General features: G+C 42.8%; 16 protein-coding genes. 13 read left to right on the forward strand and 3 right to left on the reverse strand.

Going from position 1 to position 18,155, the window contains the following annotated elements; genetic code table 11:
- Positions 1-647: 647 nt before the first annotated feature.
- From FN124_RS04355 to FN124_RS04385, 7 genes are all read left to right on the forward strand, one after another.
- Positions 648-1,835 carry an AAA family ATPase gene (locus FN124_RS04355; protein WP_142683546.1) on the forward strand — a complete coding sequence of 396 codons (1,188 nt, stop codon included), beginning with the start codon at positions 648-650 and terminating at the stop codon, positions 1,833-1,835.
- Between the two features lie 3 nt (positions 1,836-1,838).
- The gene (locus FN124_RS04360; RefSeq protein ID WP_142683547.1) at positions 1,839-4,328 is read left to right on the forward strand and encodes a S8 family peptidase; all 2,490 of its coding nucleotides are present in this window, start codon (positions 1,839-1,841) and stop codon (positions 4,326-4,328) included.
- 24 nt (positions 4,329-4,352) lie between these two features.
- Positions 4,353-4,598, forward strand: a complete 246-nt coding sequence (locus FN124_RS04365; RefSeq protein WP_142683548.1) for a DUF2188 domain-containing protein — start codon at positions 4,353-4,355, stop codon at positions 4,596-4,598.
- 314 nt (positions 4,599-4,912) lie between these two features.
- Positions 4,913-5,614 carry a multiubiquitin domain-containing protein gene (locus tag FN124_RS04370; RefSeq protein WP_142683549.1) on the forward strand — a complete coding sequence of 234 codons (702 nt, stop codon included), beginning with the start codon at positions 4,913-4,915 and terminating at the stop codon, positions 5,612-5,614.
- The gene (locus tag FN124_RS04375) at positions 5,589-6,767 is read left to right on the forward strand and encodes a ThiF family adenylyltransferase (protein ID WP_142683550.1); all 1,179 of its coding nucleotides are present in this window, start codon (positions 5,589-5,591) and stop codon (positions 6,765-6,767) included. The genes FN124_RS04370 and FN124_RS04375 overlap by 26 nt, the downstream gene beginning before the upstream one ends.
- Entirely contained in the window at positions 6,754-7,155 is a 402-nt protein-coding gene (locus FN124_RS04380; protein ID WP_260607322.1) for a ubiquitination-like system serine protease family protein, read from the forward strand. Before FN124_RS04375 ends, FN124_RS04380 begins: the two co-directional genes overlap by 14 nt.
- A complete protein-coding gene (locus FN124_RS04385) occupies positions 7,152-8,165 on the forward strand; it encodes a phage exclusion protein Lit family protein (RefSeq protein WP_142683552.1) in 1,014 nt (337 codons plus the stop codon). Before FN124_RS04380 ends, FN124_RS04385 begins: the two co-directional genes overlap by 4 nt.
- Positions 8,166-8,877: 712 nt before the next feature.
- On the opposite strand, the gene FN124_RS04390 is transcribed toward FN124_RS04385, so the two are convergent.
- On the reverse strand, positions 8,878-9,240 hold the full coding sequence (locus FN124_RS04390) for a winged helix-turn-helix transcriptional regulator (RefSeq protein ID WP_142683553.1): 363 nt from the start codon (positions 9,238-9,240) through the stop codon (positions 8,878-8,880).
- A gap of 119 nt (positions 9,241-9,359) precedes the next feature.
- On the opposite strand from FN124_RS04390, the gene FN124_RS04395 reads away from it, so the two are divergent.
- A complete protein-coding gene (locus tag FN124_RS04395; RefSeq protein ID WP_142683554.1) occupies positions 9,360-9,926 on the forward strand; it encodes a DUF8817 family protein in 567 nt (188 codons plus the stop codon).
- Positions 9,927-10,103: 177 nt separating this feature from the next.
- Here FN124_RS04395 and FN124_RS04400 read toward each other — a convergent pair whose 3' ends face one another.
- On the reverse strand, positions 10,104-10,463 hold the full coding sequence (locus FN124_RS04400) for a winged helix-turn-helix transcriptional regulator (RefSeq protein ID WP_142683555.1): 360 nt from the start codon (positions 10,461-10,463) through the stop codon (positions 10,104-10,106).
- A gap of 158 nt (positions 10,464-10,621) precedes the next feature.
- Here FN124_RS04400 and FN124_RS04405 point away from each other — a divergent pair, with 158 nt between their 5' ends.
- On the forward strand, positions 10,622-11,410 hold the full coding sequence (locus tag FN124_RS04405; RefSeq protein ID WP_142683556.1) for an SDR family oxidoreductase: 789 nt from the start codon (positions 10,622-10,624) through the stop codon (positions 11,408-11,410).
- A 49-nt stretch (positions 11,411-11,459) separates the two neighbouring features.
- Here the strand turns inward: FN124_RS04405 and FN124_RS04410 are convergent, their stop codons facing one another.
- Positions 11,460-11,825, reverse strand: a complete 366-nt coding sequence (locus tag FN124_RS04410) for a winged helix-turn-helix transcriptional regulator (protein WP_142683557.1) — start codon at positions 11,823-11,825, stop codon at positions 11,460-11,462.
- Positions 11,826-11,951: 126 nt separating this feature from the next.
- Here FN124_RS04410 and FN124_RS04415 point away from each other — a divergent pair, with 126 nt between their 5' ends.
- From FN124_RS04415 to FN124_RS04430, 4 genes are all read left to right on the forward strand, one after another.
- Complete coding sequence (locus FN124_RS04415; protein ID WP_142683558.1) at positions 11,952-12,590, forward strand: DUF2306 domain-containing protein; 639 nt, start codon at positions 11,952-11,954, stop codon at positions 12,588-12,590.
- 60 nt (positions 12,591-12,650) lie between these two features.
- Positions 12,651-13,232, forward strand: a complete 582-nt coding sequence (locus tag FN124_RS04420; protein ID WP_185937086.1) for an RNA polymerase sigma factor — start codon at positions 12,651-12,653, stop codon at positions 13,230-13,232.
- Positions 13,233-13,355: 123 nt separating this feature from the next.
- Entirely contained in the window at positions 13,356-14,618 is a 1,263-nt protein-coding gene (locus FN124_RS04425) for a FecR family protein (protein ID WP_142683560.1), read from the forward strand.
- A gap of 256 nt (positions 14,619-14,874) precedes the next feature.
- The gene (locus FN124_RS04430; RefSeq protein WP_185937087.1) at positions 14,875-18,144 is read left to right on the forward strand and encodes a TonB-dependent receptor; all 3,270 of its coding nucleotides are present in this window, start codon (positions 14,875-14,877) and stop codon (positions 18,142-18,144) included.
- Positions 18,145-18,155: the final 11 nt, after the last annotated feature.

Raw genomic sequence — 18,155 nt, forward strand, 5'->3', positions numbered from 1 at the left:
TATAAAATCTTCTTTTGCTGAGTGCAAAGGAAGACCCGAAAGTCTTATTATAGAGATGATGTTTTCTCCGGAAGTTGGGAGAAAACATCAGGACTTTGCCTCTGAAAAGGGTCTAACAGAAATGGAGCTTGCCTTTGCTTGTGGCGAAAAAGATATTCTCAAATTGATAGAATAGAGCTAGGGAAAGTCAATTTCTCTGTTTCCTACCTTACGCTCTTAGCTACTGCATTAAATGCTGAGCCAGGAGATTTACTTCAGCCTTACTGAATATTTCTTTCTTATTCAGCAGCACTTTTTTCAATTCTATTCTGGATTAAATCCTATAGTAGTCTATTTCTTAATAGATCACTAATCTCACTGTCTATCATTGCACAGGCACAGTATCGGCAACACTACAACATCAATGGGCGTTAGAGTGGCACCCTGCTAGTTTAGCGCAATGAGGTTTTATTCAGTCTGTAAATGGATCGGGCTGCTGAGTAACCCGATAGATTATCTAATAACCGAGAAAGACCAATAAAGTCTGTTCTATTGAGACACAATATATCCTAATTGGAAATTTATTGTCAGATTATGGAAATTTATTTTGAAAAATGGAAATTAATGTCTTATATTTGCATTTAAAGGCCACAATAAACAAATCGATAATGGTAAAATATTTTAATATAATTCAGGCATTATGTAGATCCGCGTTGGCAAATCCTAATGAGGCTATATTACATCAGATTAACCGGCTAAAAGACGGTCTGGAGAAGGATGGACACGAAAAGGAAGCCAAGTCATTGGAAGGATTACTGTCTTCTTCGCAAGCAAGCCTGGAAATGTCTCCCAGCAAAATTCAGCAATCCTTCGTAGCAACCATAGGTGAAACGCTAACAGCCAAAACGCCTATTCCTGTTGACAAGGAAACGTCAACCCCCCTTGCTGAAGTGTTTTTTCCGGCAGAGCTGCCTGATGAAATGCCTCTGTTTGATGACAATATCCAATTGGCCATACAGTCAATTGTAAATGAGTGGATGAAGTTTGAAAAGCTTTTAGAAATAAATGCCACTCCAGCTAGTTCATGCCTGATTTATGGGGCTCCTGGAACCGGCAAAACCCATCTTGCAAAATGGATATCAAAGCAAATCGGACTACCGGTAGTACTGGCAAGATTGGAAGGATTAATGTCGTCCTTTTTAGGAACTACATCACGAAATATTGGGAACTTGTTTGCTTTTGCGAATAGATATAGATGTGTGCTGCTTCTTGATGAATTTGATGCCATTGCCAAATTGCGAAACGATCCACAGGAAGTTGGGGAGGTAAAAAGGGTTGTAAATACATTATTGCAAAGCCTTGATTCTCGCCATGAAAAAGGTTTTACAATAGGAGTAACCAATCATGAAAGCCTCTTAGATCCCGCTATCTGGAGAAGATTCGACATCCAGATAGAAATTCCTAAACCATCACCAGAGGTAATGATGCATTTGTTGAAAAAATTCCTAACTCCGTTAGAATTTAATGAAAGTGAGATAAAATTTCTAGCATGGTGTCTTGAAGGATCGTCGGGTGCGGATGCTGAAATGTTATCAAAGTGGCTGAAACGGGCTTTCGTTTTGGAAAAAGGAAGTAGTATCATTTCTGTAATGAAACAATTTGCATTACTCAATTCAGGGAGAGTGGATGTGGGCAAAAGAAATGTTATGCTACATAGTGATGAAGATTTTATTACAATGTTATTGGAAGACAGAGCGTATTCTTTCAAACAAAAAGATATAGCTTCTTTGTTCGGAATAACTCCGTCTACTTTAAGTAAACAGTTATCAAAGTTTAAAGATTCGGAAAAAATATAAGTTATGGCAAATAGTCCTGTTCAAATAGTTTTAAACACCAATGACTTCATTGAAGCTTTGGAGCACAATGGCGGAGGTTCCCCCAAAGACTTTTTTGACGGGAACGATGCTGATTTCGTTGACCACAGAGACAATCTTCAAAAACAATTGGGCGAGATCAGGAACATGCAGTTGGTAAGCAGCTATACAAAGGTATCTTACGCTAAAGTAACTTTAAAGCAGGCGGCATTAGCAAAAAGCCATAGACCTACTTCTCAGATATTCAAAAGAGATATTGCCCCTGTGGTAGGCGCAGGAGATTTGGGTGAATTATTTGTTGAACTAACCCCCGAAAGCATTGACGTAATTAATGGAAAATTTAACCGGGTAGAAACAGAAGTTAAGTATAAAGAGAAAGATGGGAAAAGCGAACCTAAACCAACTCGGCTAAGAAGTGAGATAGGTGCTATTGAGAATATTACTGCCTACACCGCTAGTGATAAAAGAAAATTTTCAGTAAAAGAAGCTATCGAGTGGCTATCCAATCCTCAAACAGGTGGTTCTTACGTGGTTGAGTTATTTGAAGCACCACCTGCAAGAAAAGACTGGGATTTATTGAGTGCACATAAATTTGATCTATTTGAAAGCTTTATTGACGGTTTAGAAAATGTTGGTAACGGTCTTTTTGCCTCACGGGTTATTACTGGAGCCGGAGCTGCGGTTATTTTTGGAGTAAAACTGGAAAAAAGTTCATCCTCTCCCGTGATACAATCATTCCCGGTATCGTCTTCACTGGCAAAATCTAAATCAGGAGAAAAGCACATTATAGACCTTGACATAAAAAAACACAACAAACTACTAGAATTTCTGGACAAACACCCACTGGTAAAAAAAATATCGCTACCTCCTATCATTATGAAAAGTAGCGCAGCCACTTCTATAAAGAGAGGAAAGAACTTTGTAGTTCCTTCAATGGAAGATGATGTCTCTTACCCAAAAATATGCGTGGTAGATGGCGGAGTTTCAGATATATATGGCGACTGGATTGAAGATAGATGGGGCTTAATAAGCCCTTCGGATAAAGACGAGAATCATGGATCGTTCATAGCCGGGTTGGCAATCGCAGGACAAACCCTCAATGGTAACGCTATTTGCAGGGAAATTGATGGATGTAAAATTATTGATTTAGATATTCTCCCCCTTGAGCATAAGTATGATACTTATTTTCCAAAACCATTTCAGTTTTTTAGCGAATTAGAAAGCGCTGTTCAAGAGTTGAAAGCAAGAACAGGTGTTCGGGTATTCAACTTTAGTATGAATATAGAAGAACACGCATCAACAACCGGTTATAGTCTTTTTGCCCAATTGCTGGATAAGATTGCTGAGGAAAATGATGTGGTTTTTGCTATTTCTGCTGGCAATACCCGTCCTGTTGATATGAGAAGGGAGTGGCCGGAAGATACAATTGAGGCCTTGAAGATTTTAGCTTCTTCAAGGAACGATACAATAAAAAAGCCCGCTGAAAGTTGCCGTAATGTTAGCGTGTCAGCACTTAATCCACCCAATATTGATGGGGTCATTCCATATACACTGAGTAACTACAGTTGCAGGGGGCCTGGACTTAGGGTTGGGCTTAAGCCGGATTTTGCCCATGTAGGCGGTTCGGGAACTATTCATCCAACATTGGGACATGGTTTGCTATCTCTGGATTCTAAAGGTAAAATAGTAGATGGTTGCGGTACAAGTTACGCCGCGCCAAATGTAGCCAAAACACTGGCAAGCCTTGATCATGCTATTGAAGGCAGCGTATCAAGAGAAACACTGATAGGTCTTGGCATTCACCATGCTTCCTTGCCGGATTCGCTAAACGACAAAAATCTAAGAAATGTGACCAAACATTTGGTTGGTTTTGGTATGCCAAAAGGGTCGGAAGAAATTTTAAATGGTACGCCTTCTGCAATCACGTTGGTTTTTGCAAATCGGGCGATAATCGGACATAAATTGAGTTTTAAGTTTTCGTGGCCGCCCAGCCTTGTACGAGATGGCAAATGTTTTGGGCATGCGAAACTGACCATCGTAAGCACTCCGCGATTCGATTACCGGTATGGAGCCGAATTCGTTAGAATAAATATAGACGCTGCGCTACGGCAGCAGCAGAAAAACGGAAAATACCTGGGTCGCCTGAATGCTATCTATACACCGGATGAAGGAGAAGGTAGTTTGTTTGAAAAAGACCAGATTGAACATTCATTTAAATGGAGTCCTGTAAAAGTTTATGAAAAGACTTTCCCACGTGGTGTGGGGCCAACAACAGACTGGAGTCTGGATGTAGAATACCTGGCACGAGACGGCGTTGCAATACCACGTGAAGGGGTTCCTTTTACCGCGATACTAACCATTTCGGACCCTAATAATGAACAACCTGTATTTAATGACATGCGGCAAATGCTTCAGTCATTAGGCGTGCAAGCTGTCGATATTAAGACTGCGGCGCGTGTTGTTCCAAGAGTTTAATTATTGAAAAAAACTGATATACTAATGGCAAACTATCATGTAACACAAAAAAAAGGACAAGACAACTGGAATGTTCAAAAGGAAGGCGGCAAAAAAGCGTCTGCTGTAGTTGAAACTCAAAAGCAAGCAGAACAACTTGCTAAGCAGTTTTCATCGAATAACGGTGGCGGTGAAGTTCGCATACATAGACCAAATGGAGGGCCGATAAGGGATAGTGATACCGTAAAACCGGGTAACGATCCAAGTTCAGTAAAAGACACTAAAAACTAATGATGGAAATTAATTAAAAAACCAGGCGAAAATCACCTGGCTTTAATTCCTTTAAAGGAACCCAAAGCCCTTGCGAGGCATTCGGTAGTATTGTTCTTGCACTTCAAAACTACCTCCTTTAATTGAAATAAACAAGCCCTTTCGTGATTTTAACCCTACGACCTCACTCCGGGGTTGTTGGACTGGTATCATAGCTTAAATATTATTATCGCACAGACAGGATTTTGACAGGTCGGTTTAACCGTACACCTATTGCTGAAATGATAGATGCAGTAGACTGGAATTTAATTTTAGAAATTTTAATTATTTAAGAAATGAATACTAACATTCATGAAGGGAAATTGCATTCCCACAAGCCAAAAGAGCCTTTGAGATTTGTGATCGAAGGCAAAGAATACGAAACATTTGATCAATACAAGACCGGCAAAGAATTAAAGAAGTTGGCCGGCATTCCTTTGGATACAGAACTGTTCTTATCTATCAGCAAACCATATAAGGATGAGCTTATCGAAAACGACAAGCAGGTAAACCTTGCCAGGCCAGAGAAAGAGTACTTCTTTGTAAAAAAGAAGCTGGAGTTTTATATCAATGGTGTAAAGTTTACCTGGTATAAGCAATTCATTCGTGGTATTCAGATTCGCGAGTTGGGTAACATTCCGGCAGATCATGATATATTCTTGGATATTAAGGAAGGCTGGGAAGATGATTACATCACCGATGATGAAGTGGTCGATCTTGCCCGCGATGGCAAGGAACGCTTTATTTCCAAACCCAATCCAACGGAGTTTATTATATATGTGAACTCTCGCGAAAAAGCCTGGAAGCATCCCGAAATATCTTTTGAACAGGTTGTTGAATTGGCTTTCGGCCCTAACAACAACAATCCGAACATCGGATATACAGTCACATACATTAAAGGTTATGAACCTAAGCCAGAAGGCACTATGGTTAAAGGTTCTATTGTTCGTGTCAAAAACAAAATGATCTTCGATGCAACTGCAACTGATAAATCATAGTCAGGATCTGAAGCGTCTTCGTGACGAAGGATATGAAATCGAGGTTCGTGGTGGATACTTACTTATCCACCACATTCCTTACCTGAATCAACAACAACATCTTCAGTATGGGATTTTAGTTAGCACTTTGACGCTGGCTAATTCTACCATGACTGCCACACCAGATAACCATGTGATTCATTTTATTGGAGAAAATCCGTGTGAGATGGACGGTTCTGTTATTAGCGCAATTCAGCATAGCAATGCAAATAATAAGTTAGGGGAAGACATTACAGTCAACAGATCCTTTTCTAATAAGCCAGTTACCGGCTACCCTGACTATTATCAAAAGGTGAAGCGCTATGCAGATATTATTAGTGCTCCGGCAAAGTATAAGTTTCCTGATGTAACGGAAAAGACATTTAAGGTTATTGCTGACTCTGGCAACGAGACAGTTTTCCAATACATCGATACTAACTCGAGCAGAGCTAACATTGATGTAATCAGCAAAAAAATGTCGGGGCAAAAAATTGCTATTATTGGCCTTGGTGGCACAGGAGCGTATATTTTGGATTTTATTGCCAAATGCCCGGTAGAGGCTATTCATCTGTATGATGGAGACCGTTTTGATCAGCACAATGCCTTCCGTTCACCCGGTGCAGCGTCAACTGAAGATCTGAATGAACAACTTCCGAAGGTTGTATATTATCAACGGAAGTATTCAAATATGCACAAGCATATTCATGCTCACGACTATTATCTCACTAAAGAGAATTTGCATGAGCTAAAGACAATGCGTTATGTATTTGTTTGTGTGGATAATAACGCAGTACGTAAACTGATTACGGATTATTTGGCAGAAGTGAAAGTTCCATTCTTTGATGTGGGGTTAGGTGTAAATGTTGTAGATGATAAATTGACTGGTGCTGTCCGCGTAACAACAGGTACACCAGATAAACACGATCATCTACCTATCCGTATATTTTCTGAAAATTCAGATAATAACGACTACGCCACCAATATTCAAATTGCAGAGCTTAATGCGCTTAATGCCATCCTAGCAATTCTGAAATGGAAGAAGTTATGCGGATTTTATGTAGATATGGAAAACGAGCACCATTGCTCATATTCTATTGGAGTATCCAAAATATTTAATGAAGATGCTACAGCATAGATTTGTAAATTCCATTCCGGTTGATATTGAGGATAATGTCCTGTATATTTCCATCCCTTTTTGTACAGCCATACACAAATGTGTGTGTGGCTGTGGCAAAGAGGTAGTTACTCCATTGTCGCCGACCGATTGGCAACTTACATTTGATGGAAAAACAGTTTCGCTATATCCATCAATCGGCAACTGGAATTTTGATTGTAAATCACACTACTTTATCAACAAAAGTAAAATTGAATATGCAAGAAAATGGAATGATGTGGAAGTAGAAAAAGGTCGCCGAAAGGATACACGCAGTAAAGAAGAGTTTAATAGTTCACAAAAACCGAAGGAGAGAAAAAGTTTTTGGAGAAAGGTGAATTTTGGAATCGGTTTAAAAAGAAAAAAATGAACATTTTTGAAGTTTTAAAAAAACTGGGTATGGATAAGTGGCTTTGGCAACAAGAAGGCATTATTGATCATGGGAAAGAACGTAAGTTGTCAGGCACTCAACCAATACGTGCCGTTATAGCCGTTACAATTCATTTTTTTCAAAACACGAATAAAGAGTTTTTCGATCAATTGGTGAAGTTAACTACAGATGGAAAGCTAAATAGAGAGTTGGACTTACAATTTGGCGAGGTTCAAATCCAAGAGACAGACACCAGATATCGGACACCAAGAATTATTAATGATACCCGTACTATTCAATTACATGAAACCTTCCTTTCGTATCAATGGTGTATAACATATGCAATTTATACTCTTTATGTAGAAACGATAGATTATCCGAAAATTAACGCCGAACATGGAAAAATTGTAAACCCAATAAGTCCAGATAAAATTGAAAAGGCCAAGGAAGTATTTGATTATGGTAGATTTCTCATAAGAGTATTTGATCAGTGGGATAAGGATTTGTTACCAAATCCAGAACGATATAACGCTGCCGACCGAAACTATATTGAGCAGACAAATATTCTATTCACAGAGGGAATTAAGTTTATTCTATGCCATGAAGTGGCCCATGCTAAGAAGCACCTTGACAACTTACCTGATGAAGATTGCCCATCCTGTTTTCAAGAAATGGAATATGATGCTGATAACGAAGCAATCGATAATATTTTACAAGGAGCCAATGGCAATAAATTCATTCTTGAATTGGGTGTTGTAATTGGGATTTTGTCTATGATCTTTTTCCGTTCAACTACTAACGGCACAAAACATCCAAATATAGAAGATCGGCTTACCAACGCACTAAATAGGATGAAAGTAAATGAAGATAGTATCGCTTGGGCATTCGCTTGCATCGGCTTGGAACTTTGGGATGAACAATTTGACTTAAAGTTTGACTGGAAAGCGAAGGGTACTATAACTTTTAAAGATTTATATTTTTCTGTAATAGGGCAGATAAAATCAAAATAGGCGGGCTCATGTGCAACAATTCATTCAGGAAAAACGATGAGCATTTCGAGCTTCTTAAGTCATAGATATCCAAATTTACGAGGACAATGGGTTCAAACTCAATCTCCTCTTCCGGGAGAAAGAGGAGAATCATAATTTTAGCATTCTAAAGCCCTTTTTCCTATTACTTTTTTCTGTGATTGACTATCAATATTATAGTTTTTTTTGTATTAATATGTTCCAGTTTGCAAATAAATTCAGTAAGGTGTTCAAAGAATTTCCTGCTTCCGGTATCGTTTGGAATTTATAAGCGTTGTCCCTTTGTTCTCTTCTTACCTGATTTTACGCCTACTTTCTTACTATTTGATAAATGGTTTTCAATTGATTTGTCAAGTTCGATACTGCCAATAAACGTCAAAAGAGGCACTAGGGGTTCGATTACAGCCCCGTTCAGCCCGCAAAGAGGCTGTATCATAACTAACTTAATGGGTGTGAGAATCGCATATACGAAATTTTTCTCCACCCGGTACCCGAGTAAAATCGGGTAAAAGTTATTTATGATACAGCCTCTTTTTTTATTTAAACCCGCTTGAATTAACACTGCATGCTCCTGGTCTGCTATGATTTTCTTAATCCGACAATAGCCTGATCTTAATTCTGTTTTACACCACCATTAGCTTTTCTGAAGTATTTATCCGACCGAGGTACTAAAAACATCTTACCCTATCAGGCCTTACTCAGATTTTACCTTTTCAATATTTTTGTCTTCCAGTATCATCAATAATTCTCCATATTTCTTCAAGACTTCGATTAAAGGAAAAGCATCCCTTGCACGTTGGGTCAATGCATATTCCACCCGCGGAGGTTTCTCCCTGAAAACTTTCCGGCTGATCATTTGTTTACCTTCCATTTCCCTTAACTGCGTATGCAGCATCTTGTCTGTTATGCGCGGAATCCTCTCTTTCAGGTCCCCATATCTCACCGGACCGTCCTTCAGGCATAGTAAAATAGGTATTTTCCAGGTGCCTCCAATATGGGAGAATGCAAATTCCACCGGACTATAATAAAGCTTTTTATCGTGTATAAAATCCTGCATAAATCAAATTTATCTATTATAATCCAATAGAAAGCCGCCAAAGCTTTACTGTGAAAAAAGTATGTAAAGCCATAAAGTTCTTTTGTGCCTGTATTTTTGAGGCTTAATCTAAAAATGCAATGAAAGACAGCGCATGGGCTACTATACCCGTTTTGAAATATGTTGCTGTAGATGCAACGCTTACCTTCTGGGAAACATTGGGTTTTAAAATCACTTACAGACAGGACAGGCCCTATAAGTATGCTGTTACTGAAAGGGATGGTTGCCAGCTACATTTCTATTACAACAAAGGTATGGATATTTCAACTCCAGGTAATGGCTGCCTGATCATCGTAGATGATATTCAAAGTGTTTACCAGGAGTTTTCCAGTCGCCTTAAAAAGAAGCTTGGAAGAGTACCTTCATCAGGTTTACCGAGGATTTCGGGCATGAAACCTTTGCAGACACGTTTCACTGTAACAGATCCTTCAGGCAATGCGGTTATACTCATACAGCGGGGAGGTAAAGATGAAGCGGAGTATGAAAGTACAGACCAGAAGGGCTTAACTGATCTTGGAAAGGTTATTGCACTTGCGGTAAGACTGAGGGATTTTAAAGAAGATTACGTAGCTGCGACCAGGGCACTTGACAATGCTTTTAAAAACCAGGAATTGAAACCGGGAATGATCTGTATGCAGAAGCGCTGATCATACGGGCTGAACTTGCGAAACTGTTAAATGATCCAAACAAAGAAGCCGAATGCTATGAATTGCTGGCTGATCTGAACGTATCTGCCGACAAAATTCACGGGTTAAAATCAAAACATAAATACTCCGGGTGATTACAGTCTATTGGAACAGCTACTGCAGTGTTGCGTGAAAATATCAGCGGGATTGTATGGTGTTGCGCTTATGTTTGGTTATAGCATCCTGCATCTGTGCTCCCCATTCGGTCATAGCCATCAAAACAGGGATAACGGTCTTTCCGATTTCACTCAGCTCATATTCTACGCGCGGTGGCTTTTCGTTATAGCTGTGCCGGATAATCAATCCATCTTCTTCCAATTCCTTTAATTGCTCGGTTAATATTTTGCGCGATATATCCGGTATTTGTACGCCCAACTTGCCGAAGCGGACAGCTCCATTTACAAGCCTGCCTAGGATTATCGGTTTCCACTTGCCCCCGATATAGGTCATTGTATGAACGATTGGGCAGGTGGAAGTATGTTCTTTAAACTTCTTCATTAGTTACATGAATGTTACCACTTATTGGCTTTAGTTACCTGGATGTTACCGCCAATTTGTGTGGTCAATATGAATGTTAGCATCCGTTATAGTTACTTTATGGAACTAAAGTAAATAGATTATTTCAAAACGAGCAATACGCTACTAAAACAAATAGTATGAAAAGAGAACAAACAGCCGATGGTGTATTAAACGGTAAAATTGCGCTTGTAACCGGTGGAACAAAGGGAATTGGCAAAGCCGTAGTTAACAGATTGCAGCAAGCAGGAGCAACAGTTATCGTTACGGCCCGAAACCAACCGGAGGCTACCTATCCGTTTATTGCGGCAGACTTATCCCGCCCGGAAGATGTTAACAAAGTGGCAACTGTTGTTCGTGAGCAATTTGGACGAATAGACATCCTGATTAACAACATGGGAGCAAACACCTATCCGGGAGGAGGATTTAACACGTTGACAGATGAGCACTGGGATCAAGCCCTGCAGGTTAATCTGCTTTCTTCCGTACGGTTAGACAGGGCCTTGCTGCCATTAATGCTGGAGCAAAAGACAGGGGTGATCATTCATATATCCTCTACCAGTAGCCAGTTTCCTATCTGGGAATCTACAATGGCCTACAGCGCTGCAAAATCGGCACTAAACACCTATAGCAAGGCGCTGGCTACAGAGGTCGCAGATAAAGGCGTCAGAGTACTTACGGTATCTCCGGGTTTAAACAAAACTGAGGCGATGACTGCCTTCCTGGAAGACTACGCGAATAAAGCAAATATCACTGTAGAAGAAATGTCCGGTAAACTTTTTGAAAGAGTTGGGGGCGTGCCGATAGGAAGAATGGCAGAACCGGAAGAAACAGCGGAATTTATTTACTTCCTTGTGTCGCCGGCTGCGTCCTATTTAACAGGAACGAATCTGATTATCGATGGTGGGAATTTCCCTGTTGTTAAATAGAAAACCAGGTCGGTGGCAGGATAAACCCGATATTTTGTGAGAAGGCTCCTCACACCTCCGCATTTTCCAGCTCTTGTTGCCGGTCCTTGATGAATCCGGAATGGGTGAGCCCCCAACGGTCCATCTGCTCAAGGATGGGCAGTATACTTTCGCCAAGCGGCGTAAGGCGGTATTCAGTACGCTTGGGAAAACTTTCTTCTGCGCATTTCTCAATAGCACCAAAGAACAGCAGTTCAGCCAATTGCATTTCGATCACGCGGGCCGAAGCATCGGTAATATAACGCCCAATATCGGCCGGGCGGTTAATGCCCCTGTTGATAGCATCGAGGATACAGCATTTCCATTTGCCGCCAAACACTTTAGAAGCTACGCGGATACCACAGTCAAGGTCTTCTTCTATCTTTTTGGTGTACATCGCATATAGGTTTCGGTAAAATTAAGCATTCCTTTCTAAGGAATGATGATGGTGCTTACCGAATTTTTTTTCGGTTATTGTATGGTTGCAGGCCGGGTAAGACATTTGTATAAAATAAGACTACAGATGAACAACAAGAGCAAAGCGGCATTCAGGCCTTCCTCCACCGACATGGTTCCTTTACTGATCTGGATCGCCGTCATTTTTATGACCTGGCTGTTTATGCATGGCGCCGACCGCTTCCTGGAACTGACACCTGAAGCCCTTGGCAAATATTTCGAATTACGCTGGGTGCTGATCGCGCATATTACGGCAGGAGGCGGAGCGCTTATTACCGGTATTATCCAGTTCTGGCCAAAGCTGCGCAACTACAGCTGGAAACTGCATCGCTTTATTGGTTTTGTATACCTGCTGGCGATCCTGGTGAGCAGCAGCTGTGCCCTGGTACTGGCCTTTACTACAGCCTACAAGGTGAACTGGGCCAATGCCTTTACGCTCCAGGTATGGGCAACCGTATGGATCAGCGCTACTTTCATGGCTTATTATACCGCGGTTAAAAAGAAATTCCAGCTGCACCGGGAATGGATGACGCGCAGTTATATCGTTACGGTGGCTTTCCTCATTTCGGGCTTTGCCTATAAGATCCCTTATGTGCAGCAGTTGGGCAGCTATGAAGAAATATCTACACCTTTGTTCTGGATGGGATGGGCGGTGCCGCTTTATGTATATGAGCTCCTCCGCAGCAGGAAGGGCCTGGCGAAATAGCCGGCTCCAGGTATGCACCATCAGAAAATGTTTGCTACTTTCGCGGGAAGGCTGTCCCACATGAATGCATACCTACAGGATAACAACCAACTTTTTCAATTAATTTCCGAAGGCGATGAAACGGCTTTCAGACAGCTTTTTCACATATATGCTCCCCACCTGAGGGCAATGGCATTCCGCATCATTCAAAATGAGTCTGTCACCGAAGATATCATCCAGGAAACATTTCTCAGGCTGTGGATTAGCCGCGACAAACTGAAGGAAATAAAACAACCCCGTTTCTGGTTATACCGTATCGCGCTCTATCAATGCTTTACCTATCTGCGTAAACAGGCAGTGCATCATAAGGCCATAGCCAATCTCCCGGCCGAGGCGGTATTTAGCCCGGAAGAGGATATGACCTATGCCTTCATGAGAGAACAGGTAGGTATTGCCGTACAGCAATTACCCCCACAGGCCAAACGGATATACCTGCTAAGCCGGGAACAGGGACTGAAGATACCCGAAATAGCCGCAAAGCTTTCCCTCTCGCCCAATACTGTAAAGAATTCCCTTGTTCGTTCCCTGCATTCCATCCGCGAACACCTGGAGCAGTTGGGCATGCTCTTTCCTGTAGTTATTCTGTGGTTATTGAAATTATAAAAATATTTTTCCCTCCCATAGGTCCTAAATGAAAACTTGCGCGTCTTTTATATAGGAGGGATATTTCACGTTTGAAGAACACACCAAAATCATCCCGTTTAAAAACTGTAAACCAATCTCAAATTGTCAACACAAAACCGCCTTACATACCTGCTTGGGCAGGCAATGCAGCGCTCTGCTACTGATACAGAGCTGCAGGAACTGATAACGCTGATCAGGGAAGATGATAATGGCAACATTACCCGGCAGGTGGAGGCTATGCTGTTAAAGGAACTTCCGGATAATGCCGCTGCCGGCTATGATATGAACTATTGGGATAATATAGCAAGCAGGATCCTGACAGCCGATAAGCCGGAAAACGAAATTACAGCACAGGGAGATAATTCAACAGGAGACACAGATTTACCGCCTGCGATTATTCGCCTCAGCCCATGGCGCCGTTTGCGCTGGATTTCAGCTGTTGCCGCCGCATTGGTATTATCCTTCGGCCTCTACTGGTTTTTACAGCCAGCTGCCCGCAAATCCACCACTATTGCCAAAACCACGGTATCCAATGATGTTACTCCCGGGGGAAACAAGGCCATGCTGGTACTGGCAGACGGTACCGAAATCCCTTTAGACAGTGCCACCAACGGGGCGCTGACGCAACAGGGCAACACCAGTATTATACAACCGGCTGGTGGGCAACTGCTGTATACCCCGCAAACAGCAGGCCCCGAGAACGTTGATATTGTTCAATATAACACCCTGCGTACGCCACGGGGAGGACAGTTCCGGGTAACCTTACCTGATGGGACCAATGTATGGCTCAACGCGGCCAGCTCACTGAAATATCCTGTTGCCTTCAATGGCAGTTCCAGGCAGGTAGAGCTAAGCGGGGAAGCCTACTTTGAGGTAGCGCATAACAAGGCAATGCCGTTTAAAGTGATGGTGCGCACCGGTCAGCGCGACAGCCTCGAAGTAGCCGTGCTGGGCACACAATTCAATATCATGGCATATGCCGATGAAACCATGGTGAAAACCACCTTGCTGGAGGGTGCGGTAAAAGTGAGCAATAGCGGGGTCAGTAAACAACTGGCGCCGGGACAGGGCGCTTACCTGGACAGGCAAAATCATACGCTTGCTTTACAACAGCATGCAGATACCGAAGAAGCAGTAGCATGGAAAAACGGTTTTATTCAGCTGGAAGGGAACGATATAACATCCATCATGCGTATGATCGCACGCTGGTATGATGTGGATGTGGTATACACCGCTTCCGTTCCTGCGCATTTCCGGGGTATCATACCCAGGAATGTGCCGGTATCGCGGGTATTGAATATGATGGAAATGACCGGAGAAGTACACTTTGAGATCAAAGGAAAACAGATCATCGTATCTCCCTGATGCATTTATACTAAAAACTGATACAACATGAGTCCTTAAAATTCCACTCCCTGTACCATACGGACACAAAAAACCGGAAGCGTTGGCCCGCTCCCGGTGAAAGCTGGGTCTGTATGTAAAATCGCTCGTAGCAATTATTCATTATTTACCCAAACCATACAAAAGTATGCAATTGATGCTTTATTCCCAAAGCAGGCAGCTTCGCGCTGCGTGGGATAAAAAATTTCCACGATTATCGAAAAAAATATTACTGATCATGAAACTGACGGTACTCTTACTAACCGTTGTCCTACTGCAGGTGCATGCAACAGGGTATTCTCAGACAGTTACCATTTCACGGAGCAATGCGCCACTGGACAAGATCTTCGAGGAGATCAGGAAACAGACCGGGTATACCTTCCTTTATACCGATGAACAGCTGCTACAGGAACGGAAGGTAAACCTGCAACTGAAGGAAGCTTCACTGAAAGAAACACTGGAGGCGTGCTTCAGGGGATTGCCGTTTACCTACAGCATATCAGACAAAACCATCGTCATTAAACGCAAACCTGCGGGAGATGAGATTGTTACCCCGCCAGACCAGGTAGTCAGGGGCAGGATCACCAATGAAAAAGGAGAGCCTCTACCCGGCGTCACGGTTCTGGTGAAAGGTACAACCAAAGGGGTGTTCACCAATGTGGATGGAGAATATGTAATCACCGTGCCTGATGGCAACATCGTGTTGATCATCTCCTCCATTGGCTACAACAAAGTGGAGATGCCGCTGAACGGGAAGAAGGAGCTGTCTCTCGCACTGGAGCCATCTTCCTCCAATATCAACGAACTGGTAGTAGTGGGATATGGAGAGCAGAAGAAAGGAACACTTACTAACGCTATCTCCTCTATTACTGCCAAAGATTTCCAGGATGCGCCGGTGAACCGTCTCGACCAGGTATTACAAGGCCGCGCTACAGGCGTACAGGTTACCAACTCCGCCGGATCTCCCGGTGGCGCCGCCCGTATCCGCATCCGCGGTTCCAATTCTGTGAATGGCGGTAATGACCCGTTATACGTGGTAGATGGTTTTGTAGGTGCAGAATTTTTTGCCATCAACCCGGATGATATTGCTTCCATACAGGTACTGAAAGATGCGGCTGCAACAGCCATTTACGGTAGCCGCGGATCTAACGGTGTAATTCTGATCACTACCCGTAAAGGCAGCAAAGGCGGATTGAAAGTGAATTTCACAACACGGCAGTCAACATCCACGGTTATTAAGAAACTGGACCTGCTGAACGCCGCCGACTTTGCAGAAACGGTTAATGCACATGCTACAGCTGTTGGTACCACACCCAAATTCACAGATGCACAAATCGCCGATTTCCGCGCTAAAGGTGGTACAGACTGGCAAAATGAAATTTTCAGAAGAGCGCCGGCACAGGAATATATGCTCAGCCTGGCCGGTGGTACCGATAAAAGCGGCTATTTCATTTCTGGCAATTATCTCAACCAGGATGGAGTGATCAACAATTCCTTTTATAAGCGGTATACATTACGTTCCAATATTAACGCCAACCTTAGCAACAGCATCTCTACTTTTCTGAATATTACCGGGTCTTACAGTACAGCGCAAAATATAGATATTCCGGCAGATGGCGCCAGCAGCCCACTGGCACAGGCCATTACCTGGGCTCCTACAACGCCTGTGTATAATGCAGACGGCAGTTTTGTGGTGAATGATCCGGTAGGCTCACTGTCATATAATCCGGTGGCGCTAACCGTTAACAGGCTGGCTGTAAGAGACAGGATGCTTGCGAACCTCATTGGTGGTTTTAAATTCGGAATACTGCCGGGACTGACTTTCAATATGCAATATGGAGCTAACTTCCTGCAGTATGAAGACAAGTCCTTTGGTGGAAAAATCACCAATAATAATACCTCCAGCGCCAGTATAAGATCCAATAAGGAAATTGTGCTCCAGAATACCAATACCCTGAATTACAGCAGGGTATTCAACGGAGTGCATAGCCTGGACGCTACCGCAGTAATGGAGTATCAGCAATCTACCTACAATTACTCTTCCGCCGGATCTTCCAACCTCACCTATGAAAATTTTCAATGGAATAACCTTGCTCTTGGCACAGCAGGCAATCCCGGCTCCGGCTATTCCAAATGGGCATTGTTTTCCCTGGTGGGACGTGTGAACTATGGATATAACGACAAATATCTTTTATCTGCCGCAGTAAGAAGGGATGGCTCTTCCAAATTCCGTGGCAGCAACAGGTACAGCTATTTCCCTTCTGTGTCGGCGGGATGGGTAATAAGTAATGAGCCATTTATGCAGCAAGTGAGCGCGGTCAACTATTTAAAACTACGCGGAAGCTGGGGACTAACCGGTAACCAGGCAATTAGTCCCTACAGCACCATTTCATCCTATTCAAATATAGCAACATCGTTTAACAACAGCAGTCACCAGGTAGGGTTGGTGATTGGCAATATCGGTAACCCTGATCTGAAATGGGAAACTACAGAACAGAAAGATATAGGAGTTGACATCGGGTTGCTGAAAGGCAGAATATCTGTCAGCGCCGATTATTTTATCAAAGATACACGTGACCTGCTGTTACAGGAAAGCGTTCCGATGTACCTGGGAGGCAACTCTATTACACGAAATGTGGGAGCTGTACAGAATAAAGGCTGGGAATTTTCAGTTGATGGAGATGTGATCGATAAGGGAGCCTTCCGGTGGAATACGGGGTTCAATGTGTCTCTCATTAAGAACAAAGTAGTTTCCCTGGGTGAAGGTAAAACAAGGATCTTTGACCCCAATACCCGTAAGATTGGCGGCGGCATGTCTCCCCAGTCTGAATTTGTAGTGATGCCAGGCCAACCGCTGGCCTCTATCTGGGGGCTCACTTATCTCGGTACATGGAAACCGGGCGATGCCAAAGCAGGTGAGTTTGGCGCCAAGCCAGGCGATTCCCGTTATGTAGACCTGAACAACGATGGAAAAATAGATGCTGACGACTATCATATCATCGGTACCGGTATTCCTAAAACATCCATTGGCTGGAACAACACCATCACCTATAAGGCATTTACGCTGAACCTGTTGTTCCAGGGGCTCTTTGGGTTCGACAGGCTGAACTACAATAAAGCAGTTGCCATGTATTATGGCGCTGATGCACGTGAAGCCACCTATGTTGACATCAAGGACCGTTATATTCCCGGTGTGAATGAAACTTCAGATATACCTGCGTTCAGCTCAACCAACAAAAACATCACGCAAAGCACCCGCTTCCTGGAAAAGGGCGACTTCCTGCGCTTGAAAAATATCAGCCTTGCATATAGTATTTCCAAATCCAGACTGAAAAATATTGCAGGCATCAAAGTATTTGTAAGCGCTACCAATCTGCTGACATGGACCAACTATTCCGGCATAGACCCGGAAAGCAATTCATCATCCGGCGATATCCGCCAGGGTATTGATTTTGGGACTTATCCAAATGTAAAAACCATCACCGGAGGGGTAACACTGAGCTTTTAAAAATAACAGTT

This window comes from Chitinophaga polysaccharea (assembly GCF_902150045.1).
Taxonomy (GTDB): domain Bacteria; phylum Bacteroidota; class Bacteroidia; order Chitinophagales; family Chitinophagaceae; genus Chitinophaga; species Chitinophaga polysaccharea_A.